27 protein-coding genes are annotated in these 26386 nt (G+C 60.1%); 8 read left to right on the top strand and 19 right to left on the bottom strand.

Features of this window, described 5'->3' with window-relative positions; genetic code table 11:
• The first annotated feature begins 170 nt into the window (after nt 1-170).
• Entirely contained in the window at nt 171-1421 is a 1251-nt protein-coding gene (locus B149_RS0107005; protein ID WP_018124472.1) for a glycoside hydrolase family 28 protein, read from the top strand.
• Between the two features lie 76 nt (nt 1422-1497).
• Here B149_RS0107005 and pstA read toward each other — a convergent pair whose 3' ends face one another.
• The 4 genes from pstA to B149_RS0107025 all read right to left on the bottom strand — a co-directional run bounded on the left by pstA (nt 1498) and on the right by B149_RS0107025 (nt 5972).
• On the bottom strand, nt 1498-2658 hold the full coding sequence (gene pstA, locus B149_RS0107010; protein ID WP_018124473.1) for a phosphate ABC transporter permease PstA: 1161 nt from the start codon (nt 2656-2658) through the stop codon (nt 1498-1500).
• Between the two features lie 12 nt (nt 2659-2670).
• A complete protein-coding gene (pstC, locus tag B149_RS0107015; protein ID WP_018124474.1) occupies nt 2671-3930 on the bottom strand; it encodes a phosphate ABC transporter permease subunit PstC in 1260 nt (419 codons plus the stop codon).
• 56 nt (nt 3931-3986) lie between these two features.
• Nucleotides 3987-5027, bottom strand: a complete 1041-nt coding sequence (locus B149_RS0107020) for a PstS family phosphate ABC transporter substrate-binding protein (RefSeq protein ID WP_018124475.1) — start codon at nt 5025-5027, stop codon at nt 3987-3989.
• Nucleotides 5028-5342: 315 nt separating this feature from the next.
• A complete protein-coding gene (locus B149_RS0107025; RefSeq protein WP_018124476.1) occupies nt 5343-5972 on the bottom strand; it encodes a peroxiredoxin in 630 nt (209 codons plus the stop codon).
• 329 nt (nt 5973-6301) lie between these two features.
• Between B149_RS0107025 and B149_RS0107030 the strand changes: the two genes are divergently transcribed.
• Complete coding sequence (locus B149_RS0107030) at nt 6302-9214, top strand: insulinase family protein (protein ID WP_018124477.1); 2913 nt, start codon at nt 6302-6304, stop codon at nt 9212-9214.
• Nucleotide 9215: 1 nt separating this feature from the next.
• Nucleotides 9216-9986 carry an ABC transporter ATP-binding protein gene (locus B149_RS0107035; RefSeq protein WP_018124478.1) on the top strand — a complete coding sequence of 257 codons (771 nt, stop codon included), beginning with the start codon at nt 9216-9218 and terminating at the stop codon, nt 9984-9986.
• 814 nt (nt 9987-10800) lie between these two features.
• On the opposite strand, the gene B149_RS0107040 is transcribed toward B149_RS0107035, so the two are convergent.
• The 9 genes from B149_RS0107040 to B149_RS0107080 all read right to left on the bottom strand — a co-directional run bounded on the left by B149_RS0107040 (nt 10801) and on the right by B149_RS0107080 (nt 17290).
• Nucleotides 10801-11241, bottom strand: coding sequence for an RlpA-like double-psi beta-barrel domain-containing protein (locus tag B149_RS0107040; protein ID WP_018124479.1), 441 nt, complete (start codon nt 11239-11241; stop codon nt 10801-10803).
• 51 nt (nt 11242-11292) lie between these two features.
• Nucleotides 11293-11940 carry a ribonuclease HII gene (locus B149_RS0107045; protein WP_018124480.1) on the bottom strand — a complete coding sequence of 216 codons (648 nt, stop codon included), beginning with the start codon at nt 11938-11940 and terminating at the stop codon, nt 11293-11295.
• 299 nt (nt 11941-12239) lie between these two features.
• Nucleotides 12240-12590, bottom strand: a complete 351-nt coding sequence (gene rplS, locus B149_RS0107050) for a 50S ribosomal protein L19 (RefSeq protein ID WP_018124481.1) — start codon at nt 12588-12590, stop codon at nt 12240-12242.
• 23 nt (nt 12591-12613) lie between these two features.
• Nucleotides 12614-13909, bottom strand: coding sequence for a tRNA (guanosine(37)-N1)-methyltransferase TrmD (trmD, locus tag B149_RS0107055; protein ID WP_018124482.1), 1296 nt, complete (start codon nt 13907-13909; stop codon nt 12614-12616).
• A 42-nt stretch (nt 13910-13951) separates the two neighbouring features.
• Entirely contained in the window at nt 13952-14503 is a 552-nt protein-coding gene (gene rimM, locus B149_RS0107060) for a ribosome maturation factor RimM (RefSeq protein WP_018124483.1), read from the bottom strand.
• Nucleotides 14504-14509: 6 nt separating this feature from the next.
• Nucleotides 14510-14743 (bottom strand): KH domain-containing protein, encoded by a 234-nt coding sequence (locus tag B149_RS0107065; protein WP_018124484.1) that lies wholly within the window; start codon nt 14741-14743, stop codon nt 14510-14512.
• Between the two features lie 90 nt (nt 14744-14833).
• Nucleotides 14834-15073, bottom strand: coding sequence for a 30S ribosomal protein S16 (gene rpsP / locus B149_RS0107070; RefSeq protein ID WP_026167497.1), 240 nt, complete (start codon nt 15071-15073; stop codon nt 14834-14836).
• Nucleotides 15074-15172: 99 nt separating this feature from the next.
• Nucleotides 15173-16741, bottom strand: coding sequence for a signal recognition particle protein (ffh, locus tag B149_RS0107075; protein WP_018124486.1), 1569 nt, complete (start codon nt 16739-16741; stop codon nt 15173-15175).
• A gap of 213 nt (nt 16742-16954) precedes the next feature.
• Nucleotides 16955-17290: a TraR/DksA family transcriptional regulator gene (locus B149_RS0107080; protein WP_018124487.1), complete on the bottom strand. Its 336-nt coding sequence runs from the start codon at nt 17288-17290 to the stop codon at nt 16955-16957.
• Nucleotides 17291-17375: 85 nt separating this feature from the next.
• Here B149_RS0107080 and B149_RS0107085 point away from each other — a divergent pair, with 85 nt between their 5' ends.
• From B149_RS0107085 to B149_RS0107095, 3 genes are all read left to right on the top strand, one after another.
• Nucleotides 17376-18140 (top strand): SDR family NAD(P)-dependent oxidoreductase, encoded by a 765-nt coding sequence (locus B149_RS0107085; RefSeq protein ID WP_018124488.1) that lies wholly within the window; start codon nt 17376-17378, stop codon nt 18138-18140.
• A gap of 108 nt (nt 18141-18248) precedes the next feature.
• Entirely contained in the window at nt 18249-19001 is a 753-nt protein-coding gene (gene cobM, locus B149_RS0107090) for a precorrin-4 C(11)-methyltransferase (protein WP_018124489.1), read from the top strand.
• Between the two features lie 10 nt (nt 19002-19011).
• Nucleotides 19012-19407 carry a secondary thiamine-phosphate synthase enzyme YjbQ gene (locus B149_RS0107095; protein ID WP_018124490.1) on the top strand — a complete coding sequence of 132 codons (396 nt, stop codon included), beginning with the start codon at nt 19012-19014 and terminating at the stop codon, nt 19405-19407.
• Nucleotides 19408-19432: 25 nt separating this feature from the next.
• Here B149_RS0107095 and B149_RS0107100 read toward each other — a convergent pair whose 3' ends face one another.
• Nucleotides 19433-21448, bottom strand: a complete 2016-nt coding sequence (locus B149_RS0107100; protein WP_018124491.1) for a HAMP domain-containing methyl-accepting chemotaxis protein — start codon at nt 21446-21448, stop codon at nt 19433-19435.
• 288 nt (nt 21449-21736) lie between these two features.
• On the opposite strand from B149_RS0107100, the gene B149_RS0107105 reads away from it, so the two are divergent.
• Both B149_RS0107105 and B149_RS0107110 read left to right on the top strand, forming a co-directional pair.
• Nucleotides 21737-22039 carry a DUF4389 domain-containing protein gene (locus B149_RS0107105; protein WP_018124492.1) on the top strand — a complete coding sequence of 101 codons (303 nt, stop codon included), beginning with the start codon at nt 21737-21739 and terminating at the stop codon, nt 22037-22039.
• On the top strand, nt 22036-22281 hold the full coding sequence (locus tag B149_RS0107110; protein WP_018124493.1) for a cysteine-rich small domain-containing protein: 246 nt from the start codon (nt 22036-22038) through the stop codon (nt 22279-22281). Before B149_RS0107105 ends, B149_RS0107110 begins: the two co-directional genes overlap by 4 nt.
• On the opposite strand, the gene B149_RS0107115 is transcribed toward B149_RS0107110, so the two are convergent.
• The 5 genes from B149_RS0107115 to B149_RS0107135 all read right to left on the bottom strand — a co-directional run bounded on the left by B149_RS0107115 (nt 22278) and on the right by B149_RS0107135 (nt 26287).
• Nucleotides 22278-22700, bottom strand: a complete 423-nt coding sequence (locus B149_RS0107115) for a hypothetical protein (protein ID WP_018124494.1) — start codon at nt 22698-22700, stop codon at nt 22278-22280. The two genes, B149_RS0107110 and B149_RS0107115, sit on opposite strands and share 4 nt — an antisense overlap.
• Nucleotides 22701-22711: 11 nt before the next feature.
• Nucleotides 22712-23914 (bottom strand): HD-GYP domain-containing protein, encoded by a 1203-nt coding sequence (locus B149_RS0107120; RefSeq protein ID WP_018124495.1) that lies wholly within the window; start codon nt 23912-23914, stop codon nt 22712-22714.
• A gap of 25 nt (nt 23915-23939) precedes the next feature.
• A complete protein-coding gene (locus B149_RS0107125; RefSeq protein ID WP_018124496.1) occupies nt 23940-24635 on the bottom strand; it encodes a flagellar brake protein in 696 nt (231 codons plus the stop codon).
• A gap of 186 nt (nt 24636-24821) precedes the next feature.
• Nucleotides 24822-25313 carry a universal stress protein gene (locus B149_RS0107130; protein WP_018124497.1) on the bottom strand — a complete coding sequence of 164 codons (492 nt, stop codon included), beginning with the start codon at nt 25311-25313 and terminating at the stop codon, nt 24822-24824.
• Nucleotides 25310-26287, bottom strand: coding sequence for a serine/threonine-protein kinase (locus B149_RS0107135; RefSeq protein ID WP_018124498.1), 978 nt, complete (start codon nt 26285-26287; stop codon nt 25310-25312). Before B149_RS0107135 ends, B149_RS0107130 begins: the two co-directional genes overlap by 4 nt.
• Nucleotides 26288-26386 lie beyond the last annotated feature (99 nt).

Raw genomic sequence — 26386 nt, forward strand, 5'->3', positions numbered from 1 at the left:
CCCCCCGTCGTCGATGCGCGCCTTTCATCGGGAGGGCGGCGTTGATGGCGGGGGGCTCTTCGGGTATGACCACGGCAGAACGTCCGGAGAAGCCGTTTTCCCGGACAGGATGGATGCGGAGATGCTCCGCGCCGTCCCCCTTCCGCATCACACAAGGAAACGGTGGAACCATGATCTCCCGCGTCAGAACGCTGCTCCTGCTTGCCCTCTTTGTCCTTCTCGCTTCCGTCCCGGCCCGTGCCGGGGATTATTCGGTCAACGATTTCGAGGTGCAGTGGTCGTGGCGCATGCTGCACACAAAGCAGATCCAGAGCGCCATCGACGCCTGTTCCGAGTCGGGCGGCGGTACCGTAACCGTGCCCGACGGATTCTGGTTCACGGGAACACTGTTCCTGAAGGACGGCGTGACCCTGCATCTGGAAGAGGATGCCACGCTGGTGGCCGTGCCGCATCCGTCATTGTTTCCGGCCATCCAGACCCGCACGAAGGCCGGGTCCAACAAGATCAGCAACCGCGCGCTGATCTACGCGGAAGGGCGCAGGAACATCGGCGTCACGGGCTCGGGGACGCTGCAGCAGACCGGCCTGATCGACCCGCTGGTGTTCGACAGGCACGAGCGGCCCCATATCATCAAGTTTGCGGACTGCGAGAACGTCCGGGTGGCCGGAATTACCCTGAAGGGCGCGGCCACGTGGACGCAGCTGTACCTCAAGTGCCGGGACGTGGAGCTGGCGGACCTGACGGTCTACTCCATCTACGGCAGCGGCTCGGACGGTATGGACATCGATTCCTGCTCGGACGTGGTGGTCAGCAATTGCGACATCGACTCCTACAACGACGCGCTGGCCATCAAGAGCACCTCCCCGACCAAGGCCCAGAACATCCGGGTACGGGGGTGCGAACTGCGAAGCGGCAAGCGCGGCCTGAAAATCGGGACCGAGTCCGTGGGCGGCTTCGAAAACATCAGCATTCGCGATTGCGTGGTGGAAAAAGGGCGGCGGACCCTCGTGAATCCGTTTCCGAGGACCATGCGCGCGGCCATGTTCATTTCCACCGTCGATGGCGGCGACATTCGTGACCTGACGGTCAGCGGCGTGCGCATCGCGGACGCGCAGGTGCCTTTGTTTCTCACGGCCTCCAAGCGCAGTAGCAAGGTCGAGCCGGGACAGATCGTGAACCTGAACATCGAGGATATCCGTTCCGATTACGAGTTTGCGCAGCCTGCCATCATTTCTGCCTTTGAAGCCGACGGCATCAGAGGATTCCGGCTGTCGGAATTCCTCCCGGGGGCGGCGGGCCCTCGCGTGGTGAAGACCGATTTCCCGCAGAAGGCCATGATCGGCAAACCCAAGTTCGACATGTACGGTTTTGATTTCCGGCCGGGGCTTATCGTGCACAATACCGGGTTGGATCTCCGGTAGTCTCCCACTCCTTCAAGCATCAAAAAAGGGCGCATCCGGATGGATGCGCCCTTTGTATTTTCGGAGGTCGTCGCTCTTACCACTTGGTCTCGCGCTTGTTTCGCAGGTAGATGGCCAGTCCGTTCATGGAGAGCATGACTGCCAGCAACACGATGATGCCTGCGGAGGTGCGCTCCGTGAAGGCGCGCAGGGAGTCCGAGGACCAGGTGTAGATCTGTGCCGGGAGCACGGTGGCCGCGCTGGTGAAGTCGCCGGGGGCGTCGGGGATGTAGGCCATCATGCCCACGATGAGCAGCGGCGCGGTTTCGCCGATGGCCTGCGCCAGTCCGATGATGGTTCCGGTGAGGATGCCGGGCAGGGACAGGGGCAGGATGTTGGTCAGCACGGTCTGCCACGGGGTTGCACCCAGCGCCAGCGCGCCTTCGCGGACCGAGCTGGGGACCGCCCGGATGGCCGCCCGGGTGGATATGATGATGATCGGCAGGGTCATCAGCGAGAGCGTGAGTCCGCCCGCCAGCGCCGATGATCGCGGCACGCCGAAGAAGTTGATGAAGATGGCCAGACCCAGCAGACCGAAGAGAATCGAGGGGATGGCCGCGAGGTTGTTGATGTTGACCTCGATGATGGGCATGAACTTGTTGTTGGGCGCGAATTCCTCCAGATAGATGGCGGTCATGACGCCAATCGGGAAGCTGAAGAGGAAGGTGATGATCAGCACGTACATGCTGCCCACCGCCGCGGACCAGATGCCCGCCATCTCCGGCAGCTTGGAGTCGCCGTTGCCGAAGAATCCGGTGTTGAAGGCCAGTCGTGCCTGCCCGTGGCTTTTCATCTCGGTGATCAGCGTCTTCTCGGCCTTGCTCAGTCGGTTGGGCTTGCCCTTGAGGAACTGGTCCACTTCGGAATCGGCCAGAACCCACTCCTGCCTTGACGTGCCAAGAAGGGTCTTGTCTTCCTTCATGCGAACCGGAATCAGCCGGGTGTACCCGCGACTGACCAGATAGGACATCTCTTCGGAAAGAGCCCAGTTGCCCATTTCCATGGCTTCTTCACTGTAGGTCACTTCGACCTTCAACTCCGCCTGCTGGAACGCGGTCCAGCCGTTGGAGATGATGTTGTAGAAGAAGAAGACCAGAAAGGCTCCTGCCAGAGCAATGGCGCTGTAGGAATACGCCTTGAAACGGCGGTCCCTGCGCTTGCGCTTTTTTACCTGTGAAAGCGAATTTGCAAACTTCATGATGCTGCCGCCTTATTCGTATTGCTGCCTGAACCGGCGAATGACCAGCAGGGAGACGATGTTGAGCGCGAGGGTGAACACCAGCAGGACGAGGCCGAGCCCGAATGCGGAGAGGGTTTCCGGGCTGTCGAAAGCCTGGTCGCCCGTCAGGGCGTCAACGATGCGCACGGTGACCGTGGTCATGCCTTCCAACGGATTCATGGTCAGGTTGGGGCGCAGGCCCGCCGCCATGACCACGATCATGGTCTCGCCCACTGCGCGGGAGACTCCCAGCAGGAACGCGGAGACGATGCCCGGCAGTGCCGCCGGGAGCACCACGTTCTTGATGGACTCGGAGCGGTAGGCTCCCAGGGCGAGGGCTCCTTCGCGCATGGCGTTTGGCACCGAGGTGATGATGTCGTCCGAAAGCGAGGACACCAGCGGGATGATCATGATGCCCATGACGATGCCGGGGCTGAGCGCGTTGGTATAGTCGGCCTGCAGCCCGATTGCCTCCGCCGCCTGCACGATCATGGGACTGACGGTGATGGCGGCGAAGAAGCCGTAAACCACCGTGGGGATGCCCGCGAGAATCTCAAGCGTGGGTTTGGCGATCTTGCGGAAGGTGGGGCTGGCATATTCCGCCATGCAGATGGCCGAGAACAGACCCACCGGGACCGCCACGAGCATGGCGATGGCCGTGATCATGAAGGTACCGGCGAAAAGCGGCACGGACCCGAAAAGGCCCTCTGCGGATTCCGATGCGGCACCTGCGGCGTGAACCACGGCTTCGTCCGGGTTCCAGTTGGTCCCGAAGATGAAGTCCCAGATGTTGACTATCTCGAAGAACTGTATGGCTTCGAAGATTACCGAGAGGACGATGCCGATGGTGGTGAAGATCGAGATGAGCGAGGCCGCGAAAAGCAGCTTCACGATGACGCCTTCGACGATGTTCCTCGCCCTGAGGCCGGGTTTGACTTTCATGACGCCAACGGCGAGGCCGCCGGCGGCCAGGGCCAGCGCGGCGGCAACCAGCGCGGAGCCCGGCACGTGGGCCACCCCCGTCAGGCTCAGGACCGCTGCCAGCAGCGACGCGGCCAGAGCGGGCCACAACGTCCAGACCACGGCGTACCAGCCATAGCTGCCCGACGTGGAATGAAAGGTCTGTCCCTTGAATTTGAGGGAGAAGGTTTTGCGTGTCGCCAGAAAATAGGCGATCGCCGCGAAAGGCAGCAATCCGCAGAAGAGATAGAGAAAAACGGTTCCTGTATCCACAAGCAGTCCCTGTTTCATCGACGACGAAAGCCGGACCGGCTGAACCGGTCCGGCAGGAGTCGTCGGTTGTTCGTTTACTTCAGGTCTTCGAGGCTCAGGTTCTTGTAGGACAGCACGTCCTTCTGCACCTGCTTGCGAAGATCGTCATCAAGGGGAACCAGGCCGATGCGCTTGAGCAGGCCGCGGGGTCCGATCATCTTGTCGCTCATGAACAGTTCGATGTATTCCTTCATGCCGGGAACCTTATCGAGGTGAGCCTTCTTGATGTAGAAGAACAGAGAGCGGGAGATCGGGTATTCACCGCTTGCGATGGTGTCCGGTTCCGGGGAATAGCCGTTGATCTTGGCGCCCTGGATGCGGTCGGAGTTCTCTTCGAGGAAGGAGTAACCGAAGATGCCGAAGGCGTCCTTGTCCTTGGTGAGCTTCTGGACGATCAGGTTGTCGTTTTCACCGGCGGGCACGTATACGCCGTCCTGACGCACGCTTTCGTACTTCTTGGCCTTGCCCTTGGGAGCGATGGCGCTGTAGAGGTCCTTGTGCTTCTTGGCGAACTTGCCGATAACCATTTCGCCGAAAGCGTCACGGGTACCGGAAGAGGTCGGGGGACCGTAGAAGATGATCTTGCGGTTGGGCAGATCGGGGTTGATCTGGTTCCAGGTCTTGTACGGGTTCTTGATCAGCTTGCCGTTGGACGGGACCATCTCGATGACGGCCATGGCCAGTTCGTCCTTGGTGATGCTGAACGGGGCGTTTTCAGCGTTCTGGGCAACGGCGATGCCGTCGTAGCCGATGAGCGCTTCGGTGATTTCGTTGACGCCGTTCTTCTGGGCGCGTTCGAATTCGGAAGGCTTCATGCGGCGGGAAGAGTTGGTGATGTCCGGGGTGTTGAGACCGGCACCTTCACCGAAAAGCTTGTGTCCGCCGCCGGAGCCGGTGGATTCGACAACCGGGGAGGGGTGGTCGGTGGTGGCACCGAATTCTTCAGCTACGTAGCTGGAGAAAGGAAAGACGGTACTGGAGCCGACGATCTTGATCTGGTCGCGGGCCTGAGCCACGCCGGCACCAACCAGCAGAATGGCTACGAGAGACAGGGCGATTCTTACCATTTTAGTCATGAGTGACCTCCTCAAATTGGTAGACAGTATTGCCTTGAGCGATTGGGAGAACCTAAGGGAGCGCTGTTACAACACAATGGGCCCACTGTGACACTTGCGTTACTTCCGCTTCCTGGTTGCGTCTTTTTTTGACGCAAAAACCTGTCCTTCGCCGCCAAAGCATCTGCCAGCAGGGGTTCTGCCTCATCGTGGAGCATATGCTCCGCAACGAGTGCATACCGTTATAATAAGGTAAATCATCCGCGCGTGACGCAAAAAAGGCCGGAACGGATATCCGTTCCGGCCTTGACGTGACATTTCGTCAGGAGGGGAAGCCTAATCGTTGAGGGCTTCGTAAACCTTGCCCACAAGGCCTTCGCCCGGGGTCAGGGTTTTTTTGCCCGGCTCCCACTTGGCGGGGCAGGCTTCGTTGGGGTTTTCCCGAAGATGCACGTTGGCCTTCATCTTGCGCACCAGCTCGTCGGCGTTGCGGCCCACGTTGTAGTAGTTGGTCTCGGCGGAGACCAGCACGCCGTCGGGGTTGATGATGAAGGTGCCGCGCAGGGCGAGGCCGGTCTCGTAGTCCCAGATGTCGAAGAAGCGGGACACTTCGCCGGTGGCATCGGAACCCATCTGGTACTTCACGTTCTCCAGCAGACGCTCATCGTTTTTCCACGCCATGTGGGTGAATTTGGTGTCGGTGGAAACGGAGATGACTTCCGCGCCCATTTCCTTCAGCTCGGCGTGCTTCTCGGCCAAGTCCGCCAGCTCCGTGGGGCAGACAAAGGTAAAGTCCGCAGGGTAGAAGAAGAGAATCACCCATTTGCCTTCCTCGCGCAGTTTGCCAAGATCCACTTCACCGAAGAATCCTTCGGTGGGATCGAAGGTTTCCATTTTGAACGGAGGGACGGGCTGGCCCACGCGGGCGAAATCAACAACGTGCTCGTGTTCGTGATCACAAGACATAAGTATTCTCCTATGGATCTGAATGGTTATTTTTAACTTAGGAACGATTCCTATTTAGCGACAGCTTTGGTTCATGTCAAGCGGCAGCGTGAAATTTTCCGGTCTTCAACTCCGGGGCCGCTTCGTGTATGAAGAGCCTGCATCGTCGGATGCCCGCGGGGCTTCCGGCAGTCTTCACGGCCGAGGCGGTTGCTTCGGTTTGCATATTTCGGAGTCGCGGCCCGCGCCGCGTCTTTGCGTCCGCAGTGCGACATGGCTGCCGGATCGAACGGTTGCCCCGAGGGGGCGTCCCACATTGTTAACAGAAAAACGAAAAGAGAGAAGCGCGGATGAGTCACGGATTCGATAAGGTTCGCGAAATGGAAATAAAGGAACTGGGCAGCGTGGCCCAGATCTGGCGTCACCGCAAGACGGGCGGCCGCGTGCTGTCCATGATCAACGACGACGAGAACAAGGTCTTCGGCCTGAGCTTTCGCACACCTCCCAAGGACTCCACCGGGGTGGCGCATATTCTGGAACATTCGGTGCTGTGCGGCTCCCGCAAGTACCCGGTCAAGGAACCGTTCGTAGAGCTGCTCAAGGGCTCGCTTCAGACCTTCCTCAACGCCCTGACCTTCCCGGACAAGACCTGCTACCCGGTAGCCAGCGCCAACCACGCCGACTTCTACAATCTGGTGGACGTCTACCTCGACGCCGCCTTTTTCCCGCTGCTGGACGAACACCGCCTGAAGCAGGAAGGCTGGCATTACGAGCTGGACGACCCCGAAGGCCGCATGAGTTACAAGGGAGTTGTCTATAATGAAATGAAGGGCGCATACTCCAGCCCGGACTCGCTGCTCTACGAATACTCCCAGCAGTCCCTGTTTCCGGACAACACCTACGGCCTCGACTCCGGCGGCGACCCCTTCGCCATCCCGGATCTGACGTGGGAGCAGTTCAGCGAGTTCCATCGCACCCATTACCATCCCTCCAACGCCTACGCCTATTTCTACGGCGACGATGACCCGGAGAAGCGCCTCGAAATTCTGGACGAATACTTCAACCAGTTCGAACCGCTTACCCCGGAATTCTCTCGCGTGCCCCTGCAGACGCGTTTCGACAAGGCCGTCGAGGTTCGCAAGAAATTCCCGGCCTCCGCCAAGACCAAGAAGGGCATGTTCACCGTCAACTGGATGCTCGCGGAAACCGCCGACGCCAACCTGAACCTCGCCCTGCACATTCTGGAGCACATCCTCATCGGCCTGCCGTCCTCGCCGCTTCGCAAGGCGCTCATGGATTCCGGCCTTGGAGACGATCTGGCGGGAGTGGGGCTCGAAGCCGACATCCGGCAGATGTTCTTCTCCGTGGGACTCAAGGGCGTGCATCCGGCAAACGCCGTCAAGGTCGAGGCCCTGATCCACGACACTCTCAGCAAGCTGGTCAAAGACGGCATCGACCCCAAGGATGTGGAGGCCGCCGTGAACAGCGTGGAGTTCGATCTGCGCGAGAACAACACCGGCAGCTACCCGCGTGGTCTGTCCCTCATGTTCCAGTCCCTTTCCACGTGGCTGTATGACTCCGAGGACGGCTCCGAAGGCGATCCGCTCCTGCTGCTGCCCTTTGAAGAACCGCTTCGCAACATCAAGACATGGGTGGGCGAGGGCGAAAAGATTTTCGAAGAACTCCTGAGCCGCCTGCTGCTGCAGAATCCGCATCGCTCCACCGTGCTGCTCGAACCCGATAGCGAACTGGGCAAGGAGTTGACCACCAAGGAACGCGAGCGTTTGGAAAAGGCTAAACAGGCCATGAGCGAAGAAGACGTGCGGCGCGTCATTGACGAAACCGCCGAGCTTCGTCGCCTTCAGGAAGCTCCGGACACTCCCGAGGCTCTGGCGACCATCCCCCGCCTGTCCAAGGACGATCTGCCGGAAGAGAACGTGCGGATTCCTTCCGAGGAACGCGAAGTGGGCGGCGTGACCTGCCACTTCCACGATCTGCATACCAGCGGCATCGCCTACGCCGATCTGGCCTTCGACATCTCGGGCGTGCCCGACGAGCTGCTCCCGCTGGTGCCGCTCATGGGCCGCGCACTCGTTGAGGCCGGGACGAAAAAACGTGACTACGTGGACCTCTCGCAGTGGATAGCCCGGACCACCGGCGGCATCTCCCCGCAGGTGCTCTGCCAGCCCGTGCTGAACTCGCCCGAAGCAGCACAGCGACTGGTTGTGCGCGTGAAGACCACCGGCGAGAAGCTCCCCGAGACCGCCGAAATCCTCAAGGAAATCCTCACCGAAGCGCGGCTGGACGACAAGGTCCGCATCCGCCAGATCGTGCAGGAATCCGTTTCCCGTCTGGAACAGGCGCTGGTCCCGTCCGGCCACATAATGGTGGCCCGCCGCCTCAAGGCCCGCGCCCATCAGGCCCACGCCATGGAAGAGGCCATGACCGGCATCACCGCACTGGAAGCCCTGCGCACCCTGTCCGAGCGCGTGGAAAACGATTTCCGCCGAGTGGGCAAAGAGTTCGTCCGTCTGGCCGAGATCATCCTGCGCCGCGGCAACCTCGTGCTTAACGCCACCTGCGAATCCTCACTGTTCGACACCGCCGCCCCGCTGCTGGCCGACGTGGTCGCCGCCCTGCCCGAAGGCGCAAGCGAACCAGCCGAACGCACCATGCCCAGCTTCCCGGAACGCGAAGGTCTCGCCATTCCCGCACAGGTCAACTACGTGGGCAAGGGCGTGAATATCTATGAACAGGGCATCGAATATCACGGCTCCATGAACGCCGTGTCCAAGTTCCTGCGCACCGGCTACCTCTGGGACCGCATCCGCGTCCTCGGCGGCGCCTACGGTGGATTCACCGTTTTCGACTCCGTCAGCGGCAGCCTGAACTACCTGAGCTACCGCGACCCCAACGTGGAAAAGACCATCGAAAACTACGACGGCGTGGTTCAGTATCTCGAAGGGCTCGACCTGCCCGACGGCGACCTCGAAACCGCCGTCATCGGCGCCATCGGTGAAATGGATTCCTACCAGCTGCCCGACGCCAAAGGCTTCACCAGCTTCGTGCGAACCCTCACCGGCCAGACCCCCGAGCATCGCGACCGCGTCCGTAAAGAGATCATGAACTGCAGCGCTGACGATTTCCGCGCCATGGCCAAGGCCGCCCGTGCCGTTGCCGAGAAAGGCGACATCGTGGTCATGGGCAACGAACCCGCCATGGACGTCTCCGGCCTGAACCTCGACATCAAGGAAATCGTCTAAAATGGGCAGGCTGGTACTCGACAATCTCGGCAAGGTCTTCGGCGAAGGCGATAAAGCCGTCACCGCCCTGCAGGATATCTCCATGCAGGTGGAACACGGCGAATTCGCCGTCGTGGTAGGGCCGTCCGGATGCGGCAAATCCACACTGCTCAACATCGTGGCAGGACTCGAAAACGAAACCTCCGGCTCCGCCAGCATCGACGGACGACGCATCAAAGGTCCCGGCGCAGACCGAGGCATGGTCTTTCAGTCCTACACCCTGTTCCCGTGGCTGACCGTCCGCAAGAACGTGGAATTCGGCCTGCGCATCAAAGGCATCCCCGCAGCCGAACGCGCCGAAACCGCCCGCCACTACCTGAGCCTCGTGGGGCTTTCCGAATTCGAAAACTCCCTGCCCCGAGAACTCTCCGGCGGCATGAAACAACGCACCGCCATCGCCCGCGTGCTGGCCAACAAGCCGGACATGCTCCTGATGGACGAACCCTTCGGAGCCCTCGACGCCCAGACAAGACTGCAATTGCAGGACCTCACCCTCGACGTCTGGCGCGAAGAATCCGCCACCGTGCTGTTTATCACCCACGACATCGACGAAGCCATCCTGCTCGCAGACAACGTCTACGTCATGTCACGCCGACCCGGGAAAATTGTCGAGAAAATCGAAGTGGAAATTCCCAGACCACGAGATCACCGCATCTCGCTCACACCGGAGTTCTCAGCCATAAAAAAAGTCATCATGGAACGACTCTGGAAAGAAATCGACGGCGGCTCCTAATCTCTGATCCATATGAAAAAAACGGCGCCCGCTCCAAGCGGACGCCGTTTTTTTGTGCCTCCGGCGGGCCCTTCAGGCGGACCAAAGGGGCGGGCCCCCTTTGGAAACCCTATGTTGTCAGCGGGGTTGCAGCTGTTGAGTCCATGCGACCGCACAACTCGCGTCCCAGCTGCAACCCCGCTGACGGGGATTCAAAATCTTTGCGTTTTGGCTGACGAACTCCGTTAACAGAGTTCAGCTAAGCAGGACTCTCTCAACTCACTAATCACCTTTCAGAAGTTCCAACAAACCTACCACTCCCGCTTACCAAGTACCGCAGCAATGTTGATCAAGTCTCTTGCCGAGAGCGGCGGCGCACCCCCAAACAGCGCAGTTTTTGCCTTCTTTTTTCAGCGCAAGCAAAAAAGAGGGTCGGTCAACAGGCCGAAACCTGCATCTGGTGCCAAGCAGCAATGCCTCCGGCGGGCCCTTCAGGCGGACCAAAGGGGCGGGGCCCCTTTGGAAACCCTATGTTGTCAGCGGGGTTGCAGCTGTTGAGTCCATGCGACCGCACAACTCGCGTCCCAGCTGCAACCCCGCTGACGGGGAGTTGTGGTCTGTGTGTCTTGGCTGCACGGTTTGGAGCTGCTTAGGTTCGTCATATCCCTTAGAGCAAAAAAACGCCGTCAGCATATACGCCAAGCCGCCTCCGCACCTTAGCTTTCGGAAAGTCGAGTGCGGCTTGGCAAGCTAAATGTTTTTGGGAGATTCTTAAGAACCCTTTTGCAAAAGGGTTCTTAAGCCCCCGGAGGGCCGTCGGAGACCCACCGGAGGCTTAGGGATTCAGGATATTGTCGGCCAGACGAAATTCGTCGCCTCGCCAGTAGGCGGTGGCTTTTTGCACGCCGAACTCACGGGCGGCTTGGATGTCGAGGCCGAAGTAGAGGTCGATGCGTTTTTTGAATCTTCGGTTGGTCTTGTCGAGGACGGTGTATTTGCCGTCGAAGGTGCCGAGGCCTTCGAGGTGGACTTCGGTTCTGTGGTCGAGTCCCATGGGGATGAGGTCACGGGAGACGGCTACGGCGCGCTGCCCGGGCTTGAGGGTATCGCTCCATGCGGCGAGGAAGGGTTGCGAGTTGGTTTGTGAGGGCACGGAGTTGTAGGCTGTGACGGTTACTTCGATGGAATCCCAGAGGTAGGGGTTCGGCTTGTTCCAGCCGAGGCCGAAGAGCACGGCTCCGAGCAGGGCAGTGATGGCGATGAGATATTTCAGCATGATGGCATCATACGATGCCTGGGAGATTTCGGCAAGTCGGTGAAAATGTGATTACAGTCCGGGCAGTCCGGCTTGTTTTGCGGCGGGTTTTTCCGGGGCGACTTTGCCGAAGGTCATGCGGTGCATGCGGCATGGGCCGTGCTTTTTGATGGCTTCGCAGTGAACTTTGGTGCCGTAGCCCATGTGAGCGTCAAAGCCGTATTGGGGGTGTTGGCGAGCGAGTTTTATCATGACGCGGTCGCGGAAGGTTTTGGCAAGGATGGACGCGGCGGATATGGCGGGAACGGTGCCGTCGCCTTTTATCACGGCCTCTTGGGCGGTGTTGTAGGGCATCAAGTGGGCGGGGAGCGTCTGGTTGCCGTCGATGCGTATCAGTCGAGGTGTTGTGCGCAGGTGTTTCAGGGCTCGGCTCATGGCGCGGAACGTGGCCTGCAGGATGTTGACGCGATCGATTTCAGCTGGCCATGCGACGCCAATTGCCCAGAAGAGGGCCTGTTCGCGGACCTGATCGAAGAGGACTTCCCGCTTGGCGGCGGTGAGTTTCTTGGAGTCGGTGAGGTAGGGGAGGTCATAGTTTTCGGGCAGCACGGCGGCGCCAGCAACCACGGGTCCGGCAAGGCAGCCGCGACCGGCTTCATCTACTCCGGCGATGTGCTCGGGGAGCAGGGTGGCTGATTCGATCAGGGAACCGGGTTGCATGGGCGCCTCCTGTGCGTGAATTATGCTGCGATGGCCGGGTGGGTGCGGTCATCATCGGCAAGAGCGGCACCCCGGGCGTGTCTGTCGGCGCGGCATCCTGAGGATACACGAAAACCGCCGATGCCCGTTCGGGCAGGCGGCATAGGCTGGCGTTCCTGCTGAGAGCATGGTGGTCATGCTCTCGCGCAATGCCGGGAGCTCGGTCTCGCATGGTCCACAAGCACGACAAACCGCCCAGAGCACTGCGGGAATGCTCAAGGCGGTTGCCGAAATTCTTGCGGCGTCCGGGGCCGGGAGGTTTATTCCCAGTTGGCCTTGGACTTGATGCGGGCGGCCTTGCCGCGGAGCTGGCGCAGGTAGTAGATGCGGCTGCGGCGAACCTTACCTTCGGCAGCCACTTCGACGCTGTCGATGAAGGGGCTGTGCATGGGGAACACGCGCTCAACGCCGACGCCGTCGGAAATCTTGCGGACGGTGAAGGTGGCGTTGGTGGTGCCGCGGCGAACGCGAAGGACCGTGCCCTGGAAAACCTGGATGCGTTCCTTTTCACCTTCGAGGATGCGGTAGTGCACCTTGACGGTGTCTCCGCCCTTGAATTTGGGCAGGTCGAGGCGCAAGTGTTCGGCTTCGATCTTCTGAATGGCGTTCATGTCAGTCTCCTTGTAACGAATATTTACCAAATGTCCCCGAGCAGGCGATCAATGGTGATGGCCACCGCGCTCCTAACGGACAGGTGATTGTAGTCGTCCATGAAACGGATGGGTCTGATAGTGCCTTCGCAGGCGTCGAGCACTTCCTCGGCCAATCCGTGCCCCGTTCCGAATACAAGCAGAACCGGGCGTGATTCCAACTGGTTGCGGACTTCTTCCACCGTCATGGGCGGTGGTGCCCCCTTTCTCCAGTCGAGTTTCGCAGACGTTGCCGCGAGCAGGGGTAATTGCCCTGTTCTGGCGGAAATGTCAACCACAACCTGCGACAAATCGTCTGAAACGGAAACCAGCGACAGGGCTTCGGCCCGATCGGGGTTGACGCGGCTTCCGGGGCCGCTGGTCCAGTGGGCCAACAGCGAGCGCGCCAGTTCCTTCTGGTCCTCAAGCGGCGTGACGGCGTAGAATCCCCCAAGCGCATAGGAGCGCGAGACCCGCGACATGTCGTGCACGTCAAGGTTGGTCAGGGAGACGGCCACCTTTTGCTTGTGCTTGTTCCAGACGGGATAGTGCACCAGCGCGATGTACAGGTTCCGGCCCAGCCGATGCCGCGACAATTCGCTCAGGAAGTCGATATCCTCCTGCGCAAGGCCGGCTCCGTCCAGAAGGTCGGGCCTTCGCGACAGGGTCTGCGAGAGGGCCTGTTCCCTGCGCCAGCGTGCGACGCGACCGTGGTCGCCGCTCTTGAGGATCTCAGGCACTTCATGGCCCTTGTATTCCACCGGGCGCGTATAGTGCGGATATTCCAGCGTTCCGCCGGAAAAGCTCTCCTCATCGCCGGAATCCTCGTGGCCCATGAAGCCGGGAACCAGCCTCGCCACAGACTCCACCATGCAGACCGCCGCGGCCTCACCGCCGTTGAGCACGAAGTCGCCCATGCTCACCAGTTCCACATCGTAAAGATCCAGCAAGCGTTCGTCGATGCCTTCGTAGCGACCGCAGAGGATGGTCACGTCCTCTTCCTGTGCCAACTCGCGGGCCATGGATTGGTCGAACGGTTTTCCGCGCGGCGACATCATCAGGATGCGTCCGGGCTTTTCGATGCTTTGCAGCGCCTGATCCAGTGGGTCGAGCATCATGACCATGCCGGGGCCGCCGCCGTAGGGGCGGTCGTCAACGGTGCGATGCCGGTCCGTGGTGAAATCCCTCGGGTCCACGTGATTGAAGCGCACGAGGCCGCTCTCTGTCGCCTTGCCCATGAGGCCGGACGAGAGGGGAGTCTCGAAGAACTCGGGGAAGAGGCTGACGAGGTGGAAATTCATGGATGAGCCGGAGCGTGAAAAGGTTGTGAGGAAAGGGTCGCGCTAGTCGGTGCAGACGTCGGCGAGCCCTTCGGGCGGATCGACGACGATGCGCTTGTCGTCAAGGTCGATGTCCAGAACGAATTCGGGAACAGCGGGCAGGAGCAGTTCGCGTCCTTCGGGCGTGGTGATGCTCCAGGTGTCCTGTTGCGGTGTCTCGATGAATCCGGTGAGCACGCCGAGGGGAGCCCCATCAGGCAGTACCACGTCGCATCCTTCAAGCTCGTGCAGGTAGACTTCGTCCTCGTCCGGCGGCGGCAGATCGCGTTTTCGCACCTGCACGTCCGCCCCTCTCAGGCCTTCGGCCGCAGTGCGGTCATCAACGCCTTCGAGGGTCACGAGAACCAGCCCCTTGTGCATCCGCCACTTGGCAACAGTATACCGTTTGGGCCGCCTGCCTCCCATATCGAGAAACACGCGGTCCACTTCGTCAAACAGCGAAGGGGAGTCAGCATACAGACGCATGCTGAACTCCCCGCGGATGCCATGCGGTTTGACCACCCTGCCGACGGTCACAAAGGACTTGTCGGGGGCGGGCCTGGCGGCTGCGGTCATGGTCTCCTACTCGAGGATTTCCAGAACGGCGCGCTTTCTGGCCTTGGTGGACGCAGCACCCAGAAGGGTGCGCATCGCACGTGCGGTGCGGCCCTGCTTGCCGATGACCTTGCCGAGGTCTTCCTTGGCGACCTTCAGCTCAATCACAGACGTCTGCTCGCCTTCGACTTCGGAAACCTGTACTTCGTCCGGGTTGTCCACGAGGGCTTTGGCAATGAACTCAATAAGTTCCTTCAGCATGATCTACCTCCGATTCAGGCGGTGCGATGTGAGAGCGCCTACGAACATGAAGTTCCGCCAAACAAGCCCGGACCAGTAGCGCCGCAACAACTACTTTCCGGCCTGCTTGAGCAGGGAACGAACGGTATTGGACAAAGTGGCGCCTTCGTTGACCCACTTCTCGACCTTTTCCTTGTCGATCTTGACATCTGCGGGTTCGACCATCGGGTTGTAGTGTCCGAGGTACTCCACCGGACGACCGTCGCGACGGGTTTTGCTGTCGAGTGCGACGACGCGGTAGAACGGACGCTTTTTGGAACCCATGCGGGTCAGTCGAATAGTCATAGCCATGGTGTCAATACCCCCAGTTTTTATTCTTTACGTTTTAAGCCAGTCTTTGGCAAGTAATCACCGTTATTTTCGAAGCTCTCCGCAAAAGCGGCGCAAAAATTACTTTTTCTTCTTTTTGCGCTGTTTCTTGTTAAGCTTTTTCCGCTTTCTTTCCTTGAGGGATTTCTTGGAAGGGCCTTTCTTGGGCTGCTCGCCGCCGCCCATGCCGGGCATTCCTTCCATTCCCTCCATGCCCTCCAAGCCTTCCATCCCGGGAAGGCCGGGCATTCCGCCACCGGCGCTGCCGCCCATGCCGGGCATCTGGCCTGCCATGCCGCCGAGTCCCTTGGGCAGCTTGGGCATGCCGAGTTTGCCCTTCTTGCCTTTCTTGCCGCCCATCATCTGCTGCATCATGCCGCTCATCTGCTTGAAGTTCTTCAGCAGGGCGTTGACGTCGGCCACTGTCATGCCGGCGCCCTTGGCGATGCGCTCCTTGCGGCTGGCCTTCTTCAGCACGTCGGGGTTGCGGCGTTCCTCCATGGTCATGGAGCTGATGATGGCCTCGGACTTTTTCATCTCGTCCTCGGGCAGCTGGGCATCGCCGAGCTGCTTCATCATGTTGCCCATGCCCGGAATCATCTTGAGCAGGCCCTCCATGGAGCCAAGCTTCTTGATGCGGCGCATCTGGGTGCGGAAATCTTCGAGGTCGAACTCGGCCTTGGCCATCTTGTCGGCCATGCTCTTGGCTTCGTCCTCGTCGATCTCGTCCTGCGCTTTCTCGATGAGCGTGAGCATGTCGCCCATGCCGAGGATGCGCGAGGCAATTCGGTCGGGGTGGAAAAGTTCCAGTTCGGAGAGCTTTTCGCCCATACCGACGAACTTGACCGACTTGCCCGTGACGGATTTGATGGAAAGCGCCGCGCCGCCTCGGGCGTCGCCGTCCATCTTGGTCAGCACCACGCCGGTGATGCCGAGGGTCTCGTCGAACTTGTCGGCCACCGTCACCGCGTCCTGACCCGTCATGGCGTCCGCCACGAACAGGATCTCCTGCGGCTGGCACTCACGCTTGATGGAGGAAAGCTCTTCCATCAGCAGTTCGTCGATGTGCAGTCGGCCCGCGGTGTCGAACAGGATGACGTCGCATCCCAGTTCGGCGGCCTTCTTTTCCGCGTCCCGGCAGATGTCCACCGGATTCATTTCCGTGGTGGACGGATAGACGGGTACGTCGAGCTGCTTGGCCAGCGTGTTGAGCTGGTCGATAGCCGCCGGGCGGTACACGTCCGCAGGGACGAGGTAGGGCTTGCGCTTGTGGTTCTTGCGCAGCCAGAGGGAAATCTTGCCGGAGGAAGTGGTCTTACCGGAGCCCTGCAGGCCGACCATCATGATTTTAAGCGGCTTGGCGGAGAGGTCCACACCTTCCTGTTCGCCGCCGAGGAGCTCGGTAAGTTCCTCGTTGACGATCTTGACCACCTGCTGCGCCGGATTCAGGCCCTTGAGGACGTCCTCGCCGAGGGCGCGCTCCTTGACCTGGTTGACGAAGTCCTTGACGACCTTGAAGTTGACGTCGGCTTCGAGCAGGGCAAGACGTACCTCGCGCAAGCCTTCCTTGACGTTGTTTTCATCAAGGCGGGTCTGTCCGCGCAGTTTCTTGAAGGCTCCCTGAAGCCGATCCTGAAGGCTGTCAAACACTCCGAAACTCCCGTGATCCGTCGTTTTCCACGCACAAAAGGCCCGTCCAACACGGGCAAAGAAGCCGTGAGTTATTCCATTGTCAACCGTTAGTCAAGCCCGGCGGGCCTTCACAAGGGGAGAAATGGGCCGGAAAATGGCCGTCTGTCAAAGCGGAAGCCGGATTCGGCGGCCTTGTGGATTCGAAAAGGCGCATTGTCTGGCGAGGGCGGATCAGGACGCGCATTCCACGCACAGTTCGGCTTCCGGCATGACCAGCAGCCGCTTCATGGGGATTTTTTCGCCGCATTCCTGACAGATGCCGAATTCGTCGTCTTCTTCCAGCCGTTTCAGGGCGCCTTCCAGCTTGAGGATGCGCGTGCGGGTCTGCGAAAGTTGTTTTTCCACCACGCCCTGATTGACCATGTTGTCCAGTCGGCTCAGCCTGCCGATGGACTGGTCCGGCGAAACCGGAGACATGCGTTCCTCAAGCGAGGGCAGCTGTTCCCTGAGATTCTCCAGTTCCTTTTGGATGACGTTTGTGAATTCTTCGCGTTCCTTGCTGTTCATGCACCCGGTCCTCTTGTTGGAAGCCCCGCAATGCGGTAGCTTGGTGACAAACGATATTTTCCGAAAAAGAGGTGATAAAGGTATTATGATAACGCTGAAAAATCAAACATTGGTGATTACCGGCGCTTCGGAAGGGATTGGCCGTGCCCTTGCGCTCGCTCTGGCGCGACGCGGGACGAACCTTGTGCTCAACGCCCGGCGCGAGCGGCCGCTCAATGCCGCAAGGAATGCATGCCGGGCCGAGGGCGTAGCCGCCGAGAGCGTTGCGGGTGATGCCTCGGCCCCGGAAAACGTCCGGCGCATGGTGGAGACTGCGTGCGACATGGGGAATTTCTTTGGCTTCATTCACGTGGCAGGCGTACTCAAGCCCGGCCCGGCGGTCTGGGAAATGGCTACCTCGGATTTCCATGAGGTGATGGACGCCAGTGTCACGGCCTCGCATCTGCTCATTCGCCATGCCGTGCCGCATCTTCGCGAGAAGGGGCGGGGGCTTGCGGTGTTTTTCGGTTCGGGCGCTGCCGAGAAGACCCAGCCGGGCATCGGCACCTATTGCGCCGCCAAGGCCGCGGAGGAGCATCTTGCGCGGCAGCTTGCGGTGGAGGCGCCGGAGATACTGACGCTGATCTGGCGGCCGGGCATCGTGGAAGGCCAGATGCAGGAGCAGGCCAGAAACGCCGAAGGCGAATGCGCCGAGCCGTTGCGCAAGGTGTTCAGACCATGGAAGGAACAGGACATGCTCATCACGCCCGAAGAGTCGGCGGATGGGTTGCTGGAGTTTCTGGAATACCGGCCCGAAAACTATCATGGTCGCGTCGCGGACATCAGGAAGGTTCTGCCTCGCAAGGATTGATGCCTGCGCGGCTGTGCGGACCGCATTGCTGCCCGCCTTGGCTTCTTCGGGGGAAAGTAGTACCTGCACGCTGATTTCGAAAACCGACTGCCCGAGCGGGGGGAACAATTGTCCAGCGTGTATTTCATTGGTGCAGGGCCGGGTGATCCGGAACTGATCACCGTCAAGGGAAAGCGGCTCATAGAACAGGCGGATCTGGTGCTGTATGCCGGTTCGCTGGTGCCGCGCGAGCTCGTGGCCTGTGCCCGCGACGATGCCGAAGTGGCCGACTCCGCGCCGCTTTCGCTTTCCGAAACCCACGAACTGATGCTGCGGGCGGTGCGTTCCGGCGGGATTGTGGCTCGGGTGCATACCGGTGATCCGGGACTCTACGGGGCAGTGCGCGAGCAGGCGGAGCTGCTTGATCGCGATGGCGTGCGCTGGGAGATCGTCCCCGGCGTGACCTCGGCTTCGGCCGCAGTTGCCGCAGCCGGACGTTCCTTCACGGTTCCCGGCGGCACCCAGACTCTCATCCTTTCGCGCCTTGCCGGGCGCACTCCCGTTCCGGAATCCGAACACCTGCGCGAGCTGGCGCGGCACGGATCATCCATGGCCGTGTATCTTTCCGCGGGCGACCCCGAAGGCGTGCGCAACGCGCTGCTTGAAGGCGGCATGGCTTCGTCCACTTTTGCGCTAGTGGCCTACCGCGTGGGCTGGCCCGAAGAAAAGATCGTGGAAACGACGGTCTCCGGGCTGGCGGAAACCGCGCGCGACAACGGATTCACCCGTCAGACGCTCTTTATGGTGCTGCCGGGACAGGACGCCGAAAGCGCCCGCTCCCTCTTGTACGACGAAGATTTCCGTCATATGTTCCGAGGGTAGGAGGATTTTCATGGAAACACTGCACATCGACACCGCCCAACGCGAAGAAATGATCGACATCACCGGGCTCGTGCAGCGCACGGTCCGCGAAAACGGTTGGAACGACGGTGCGCTTCTGCTCTACTGCCCCCACACTACGGGTGCCGTCACCGTCAACGAGGGCGCCGACCCCGACGTCAAGCGGGACATAGTGGCCAACATGCGGCGGCTCGTGCCGCATAAGGGTGACTACCGCCACGCCGAGGGCAACTCCGACGCGCACATCAAGGTCAGCATGTTCGGTCCCGAGCAGTTTCTCATCGTCGAGTCCGGCGAGGTGAAGCTCGGCACGTGGCAGCGCATCTTCTTCTGCGAGTTCGACGGCCCCCGCTCCCGCAAGCTGTGGGTCAAGTGGCTGGGAATCTAGCCGTCGATTTGCGGTCCGGGCGGACTCAGAACCGCTCGAAGGTGTCATCCTCCATGTCGATATCGGTTCCGGAGGATGAATTGCCCGGTGCCAACGCCTGAGGCTTGGGCTTTGTCTTCTCGGTGCGGGGCCGTGCGCTGGTTGATCCGAGCTGGAAGAACGACAGGGCCTTTTCAAGCTCCATGGCCTGTGCCGACAGCTGTTCGGCCGTGGAGGCGATCTCTTCGGCCGAGCCTGCATTGGTCTGGATGGCGCTGTCGAGCTGTTGCAGCGCGCTGTTGATCTCCGTGGCTCCCGCGTTCTGTTCGCTGCTGGCTGCCGTTATTTCCTGAACCAGTTCGGCGGTTTTCTCGATGTTCGGCACGATGGAGTCGAGCATGTGCCCGGCCTTGGTGGCAACCTCGACGGATGCGCCGGAAAGGTCGCTGATCTCGTTGGCGGCCGCTCCCGATTTTTCCGCCAGCTTGCGCACCTCGGCTGCGACCACGGCGAACCCCTTGCCGTGCTCTCCGGCGCGCGCCGCCTCGATTGCCGCATTCAGCGCCAGAAGGTTCGTCTGTCGCGCTATTTCTTCAATGATGGATATCTTTTCGGCAATCTGGGTCATGGACTCAACGGTCTGACGCACCGCGTCGCCGCCCTGTCTCGCCTCTGTGGCGGTCTGTCTGGCGATGGTTCCGGTCTCGCCGGAGCTGTCCGTATTCTTGCTGATGCTGGATGAGATCTCTTCCATGGAGGAGGAGACTTCCTCCACCGACGAAGCCTGTTGGGTGGCGGCCTCGCTCAGGGAAACAGAGGAGCTGGCAAGTTCCTCACCGCTGGAGGCCACGGTTCCGGTCGCCTCCTGAATCTGATGCACGATCCCGCGCAGCTTTTTGATCATGTCACGCATGGCAAGGGCAAGATCGCCGATCTCATCCCCTCTGTTCACGTCGAGTTCCACGTCGAACTGGCCTTCGGAAAGCGACTTGGCGACATCGGCGGTTGCCTTCATTGCGCCGGAAATGCGCGCGGCGAAGACCAGTGTCACGGCCAACGCCACAACGATGAAGGCTATGGTCACAATGATGTAGATGAACGTGCTCCAGTCGATAATGTTCCCAAGGTCGGCCTGTGCTGTCTTGACGCGGGCAAGTTCCTGCTGGCCAAGCTTGTCGATGGTGGTGCGCATGCTGGAAAAGAGTTTTTCGCTCTTGTCCATCAGGGACATCTTTTCGAGTTTCTTGTCGATGTTGGCACGTGTCAGGGAAACGACCTGTCTGCTGTTCTCTTCCCATGTGGTATAGAGGTCCAGGAACTGCTGTTTCATTCCGGCGGTTCCGCCGATGATATCTGCCCCGGCGGTCACTCGGTCTCTGGTCTGGGCTACGTTTTCCGCAAAGGATTCCGCTCTTGCGTCCACGATTTTCGCATCATCGGCTCGCTTGATGAGAAGCTGGGCGACATATGCCTGATAGGCGTCGCGGTCCGCATTGAGAATCCTTGAGAGTGCGGATTCAAGCTGCAGCCGTCGGGCGAGGTCTATCCCCGTCGCCGAGAGCCTTTCTTCGGCCAGCACTCCCAGCTTGTCGATGATGTCTCGCATGGCACCGAAAGAGGCAAGAGCGGCTTCCTCGGCCCTGTCGCGTTCAAGGTTTGCGTCAAGGGTCTGTTTCGCAAGCTGCAGGATGCTGGTATTGACATCCTTCCACTGGCGATACTCCGACTTGAATGCCTTGAAATTGGGCTCCATTTCCGGGGTAAAGCTTTCGGCGGGGCCGGCAATCCTGTTCCACGTCTGCTCAAGGTTTTCCATGGCGGAATCGTTGGCCGACTTGAGGGCCGCATCCGAGCGGGCTTCCACTGCGCGCATGACTGCCACCTGAGCCTGATACGCGTCGCGGTCCGCGTCGATCATGGTGGCCCGGTCCTGATGCATGGAGTTTGTATCCACCGTTTTGGACTCGATGCCCTGAAAGCTCCACAAACCCACCAGAAAGATGATGATCATGGCTGCGATCGGGACTGCTACTACGGACAAAAGCTTCCACTTTATGCTCATTGTGTTCTCCTGAAATCTTCAGGGAATTCTGAATGCCCACTTTTTATAGAGCTATTATTATCTATTTGATAATAGATTTTGACAGCTTTGGGTGCCGTGTTTCGGGGGTTGTGCGGTGCCGGGCTGTTGGGCGGCGATGCGACTGTGACCGCAAAGCGGGGGGCGGTTTGCCCGAAGGGCTGAACTCGGCTAGAATGCCGTGATCAAGTGTTGCAATGATCCGGTCGGCTGTTTGCAAAAATACGACCAGCACCGGATGAAACAAAGATGAAACAAAAAGGAAATGGGATGCCAAAAATCAATGTCGAGCGCACGGGCGTACTCAAGCGTCTGGCCGTGACCATAGTCTGTCTGCTGGTGTTCGAACTGGTGCGACTGCTTGTGCAGGTCTCCGCGCTGTTCCAGTATGCGTGGATGCTCATCTCCAAGAGCTACAGCGCGCCGCTGCGCAACTTCAACAACAGGCTGTCGCTGTATGCCTACAGGCTGTTGCGTTATGCCACGCTGAACGAAAACGCCCGCCCCTTCCCGTTCGAGGAATTCCCCTCCAGCGGCGAACCGGCGGAAGAACCGGAGTTCGACAAAGAGTGAAGAACAGCTACCGTTTTTTTCGCAATGAGGAGTGCGAGTATTTTCCCTGTCACAAGGTGAAGGATCCGCAGAAGTTCAACTGCCTGTTTTGCTTCTGTCCGCTGTATTTCTATGAGGAGTGTGGCGGACGGTATTCCGTCACCGGATCGGGCGTAAAGGACTGCACGCTGTGCACCATCCCGCATATGCCGGAAGGGTATGACTACATCCTCAAGAAAATACGGGAGCGCATGGGCCGTTAGGCCCGGGGAACCGTGAGCAGATGGCGGTTGATTTCCGCCTCCAGCTCGCCATTCTCCTTCTGATGCAGAGAGTCCGCACGGTCTCCGGCCCGTTCGAGGTTCTGGAAGCGTGAGAGCTGCACAAAGGCATTCTTGATGCGCGTAAGCTCCTCGTGCTGGTTGTTGCGTGCAAATTGGTAGGCCAGAATCTTCAGTGCGCTCTTGAGCTTGTCCTTCGGGTAGGGAAGCTCGCCCGTATCGCGCACGTCCTGCACCGACTCAAGGAGCGGCAGGACTTCCATGGCAACCTTGTGCGACGCCTTGAGCGACTCTTCGGAGATGACGTAGCGCTTGCCTTTGACGGGCTTCCACGCGGCCCGGATGATCAGCAGGACTCCCAGCAGCGCAAAGGCCGGAATCCAGATGGTTTCGTCAAACATGGTCGTACCGCCTATTCCCGTGTCTGAATGTAGGGTTTGAGGTTGAGCTTGTACTGCGAGGGGTCGGCGCATTCCACAATGTTGAAGACCGGGTTCTGCTCCGCCGCCAGGTCCACGAGTTTGGCGGGGATGGGGCGCAGATCCTCGTCAAGGATGACCTTGATCTTCGGCAGCAGCGGGCGTTCCGGATTGCTCTCGAAGACCACGCCCAGATCGCCGGTGTTCAACCGCACGAGACTGCCGGAAGGGAAAATCCCCAGACATTTGATGAACATCTGCACTTCGATGGAACAGAAGTCCTGATCGCGCATTCCGTACATGATGGCCAGCGCCTTGTTGGGCAGGATGGCGTCCTTGTAGGAGCGGTCGCTGGTCAGGGCGTCGTAGACGTCCGCCAGTGACAGGATGCGGCCGAACACGCCGATGTCGTCCTTGCGCATGCCGTGCGGATAGCCGGAGCCGTTGAATTTCTCGTGATGCTGGGCGACCGCCTGAACCACGCGCGGAGCGATGTTGCCGGACTTCTCCAGAATCATCTGGCCGTAGGTGGGGTGCTTGCGCACTTCCTCGAACTCTCGCGGCAGGAGCCGTCCCTGCTTGTTGATGATGCGTTCGGGGACCGCCGTTTTGCCGAGGTCGTGCATCATGCCCGCGAGTCCGAGCAGGACGAGGTCTTCCAGAGGCAGGCCGAGATATTCGCCGAAAACCACGGCGATGGAGGCCACGTTGATACAATGGGCGTAGGTGTAAGAGTCGTAGCGGGAGAGTTTGGAAAGGCAGATGAGCGCGTCCGGATTCTGCACGGCCACGTTGATGATGCCTTCGACCGCGTGGGTGGTGCTCTCGACATCCACCTGGCGGCCCATCTTCACGTCGCTCATCATCCGCTTGGTCTGGACCAGAGCTTCGTCGTAGGCTTTTCTCGCCTTGCGAATCTCGCGTTGAAACGGAGCGCGCCGCTTGCGGGGCGGGTTGTCCCGGCGTTGCAGGACGATGCGTTCCAGCCGTTCGTCGTCGGTCTTTCCGTCATCCGGGACTTCCTGCCGGATGAAGACATCCAGATAGCCTTCCTGCCGGATGCGATGGACCTCCATCTCCGACCGGATGACTCCGGGTTTCGTGTACAGATATGGAAGGTGCGTCCACATGTCCGATGCCATGCGCACCACTTCCATGCCCGGCCTGAGGTCCTGAACCGAAATCTTTCTGATCACCGCCGCCCCCTCCTTCGGCGGATCGTCAGATGCTCAGTCTGGCGATCCTCTCCACGTAAGTGGAAATGAGCTGTTGCTCCTCTTCGCTTATGTCGATGAACATGCAGCCGAGCAGCAGGACTCCCTGCTTTGCGACGATGTTCTTGATGTTCACGGGTATCTTGATGTTGCCCAGATTTCCAAGGCGCATGCTGACGACCATGTCGTCGCCCACCTCAGCCATGTTCAGCGCATCACGGCTGCCCACGGCCACGGAAAGCCGGCAGCCTGTGTCGCTGGCGTTGACCACAAGGCAGTCGTAGTCCGAGTCCGCGGTGTGCAGGGTGGAGTCGATGTTGCAGTTGGTGCGGGAGGCGTTGCGCAGGTCGATTTTTTCGATGGAGTCCGGGTATTCGAAGAAGAGCAGGGGAGCGGGGCGGGTGATGTGGTTGAGAACGAGGGTGTGAAATCCGTAGACGGTGCCTTCGTGGAGGTATTTGACCACGATGGAGTCCTTGTACCCCATGCCGCCGCGCACGGACGACGGCAGGCGTACGTTGGCCACAAGGTATTCATACGGGTCGAAGCCCACGATGCGGCCGCGGTAGCCGCGCTGCATCCCGGGAAACGTCACTACCAGATCGGCGCCGAGCGCCACCTCAAGGTTTACGCCCGCCATTTTGGTGATGCGGCTGTCTCTGCTTGCGTTTTTTGTATCGGTCGTCGTGAGGTGGTCCGCCATAAACGGTAGCTGTCTCCGGGCGTTGGGTAATATCAGGAAGACCAATATATGCGGTTCAGGGGCAATATGGCAAGGGAAAGGGCACGGGATATTCTCCCGGAATTGGGTCGAATTCTCGGGATAATTGCCCGGTGGCCCCTGCCAGTAACCAAGGTTATGGCGGAGCCGTGTCGGCAGGTTTTCGGATCAGGACACCACCCAGACGGTGCAGTCCCTCGCGGAGTGGACGATCTTGTTGGAGACCGACCCGAACAGGAATTCTTCGGCCTTGGAGAGGCCGCGGCGTCCCACCACAACCGTGCCGAAGCCGCCCGACTTGACGGTTTCAAGAATTTCCAGCGCCACGCTGGTGCCCATGCTGCAACGCGAAGTCTGGTCGTTGAAAGGGGAATGGCAGAAGGCCACGTAGTTCTTCTCCACCTCTTCCTCGCTCATGCCCATGGCAAGGAGTCGCTCGCGCCCTTGTTCGAGGAAGTCCTCAAACTCGGCGCGTCCATTCCGGCAGGCCTGCACCCAGCTTTCCTCGTTTTCGAAAAGGTCCCGGTGGGGCAGCTGTTCGATGCACAGCAGACGGACCTTGAATCCGGGGCGACCGGCAACGACTTCGCCAACATAGTCGATGGCTCGCAGGGCGTTTGCACTGGCATCCACCGCTACGAGAATCTTTTTGGGGTTCATGGCGTCCCCTCCTTCGGTTCCTGCGGGTTGGGAAGAAGGTCGAGGCAGGGGCGCAGTTCAAAGAGCATTTCGTCCACGGAGTCATAGAACGTTTCGGCCCCTTCCGAAAAGTGAAGCAGCACATTGTTGAGCGGCTTGGGAATGTAGGGGAACAGGCGGCGCAGGTTGACCAGCCTGTTCCGGATGACCGGGGAGAAGTCTCCGGGCTGTAATGCCTCCGAGCCTTCCATTCCCTCGAAGACGTGAGGAGTATATATTCGTTTGCCCACAAGAAACAGCAGGCTGTTGCCAAGCCCGTACAGGTCCAGCCCGAACGGATTGGCCCGCGTCTCGTAGGCGTAGTCGAAATCCAGCCAGCGGCCACGGCCCGTAGAGGTTTCCATCCAGAGGTGATCGCGCCGCACATCGCCGTGTTGCTCGCCATGCTGGTGCAGAAACCCTATGGCCTCGCAGGCGTCGATGAACGTATTCAGCACCGGCCGCAGGTTGTTATGGAAATAGAAGGCGTGATCGCCGGGGAGCGCATCCACCACCTCGTCGAAGCGCTTGCCGCGGATGACCTCCAGCACGCGCACGAGGTTTCCTGCCTCGTCGCGGGCTGAAAAACCGTGCATGAACCGCGGGTCGTCGCGGACCAGATCGAGGATGCGTGCCTCCTTGGTGGCGCTTCGGAAGCTGCGGATGCGCATGGAGCCGATCTGCTGCGTGAATTCCTCGTGAAAGACCAGCTTGAGGATGGCGGGTTCCTTGGTCTCCAGGCAGCGGCAGCGTTTGACCCAGAACTTGAAGTCCTCGATGCCGAAGCGTCGTTCCGCCTCGTCGCGCAGGACCATGTAGTGCCGGTCGGCAAGACGGATCACGTCCCCGTATCCGATGGACGTGAAGTCGGTCGTGTCGGTGTAGAGCCGACCGATGCGCCGTCGCTCGATATGCGGCATGTGTTCGAGGACGAAATCCCTGAAATCCTGTTCCATGCGTTCTTTCCCTCCTGATACGAGGGTACGCCGCCGGAAGGCACGGGGAATTATAATGAGGACGAAACAGGAACGACCCGGCGCCTCCGTCGGGAAGGG

This window comes from Desulfovibrio oxyclinae DSM 11498 (genome assembly GCF_000375485.1).
In the GTDB taxonomy this organism is placed as follows: domain Bacteria; phylum Desulfobacterota; class Desulfovibrionia; order Desulfovibrionales; family Desulfovibrionaceae; genus Pseudodesulfovibrio; species Pseudodesulfovibrio oxyclinae.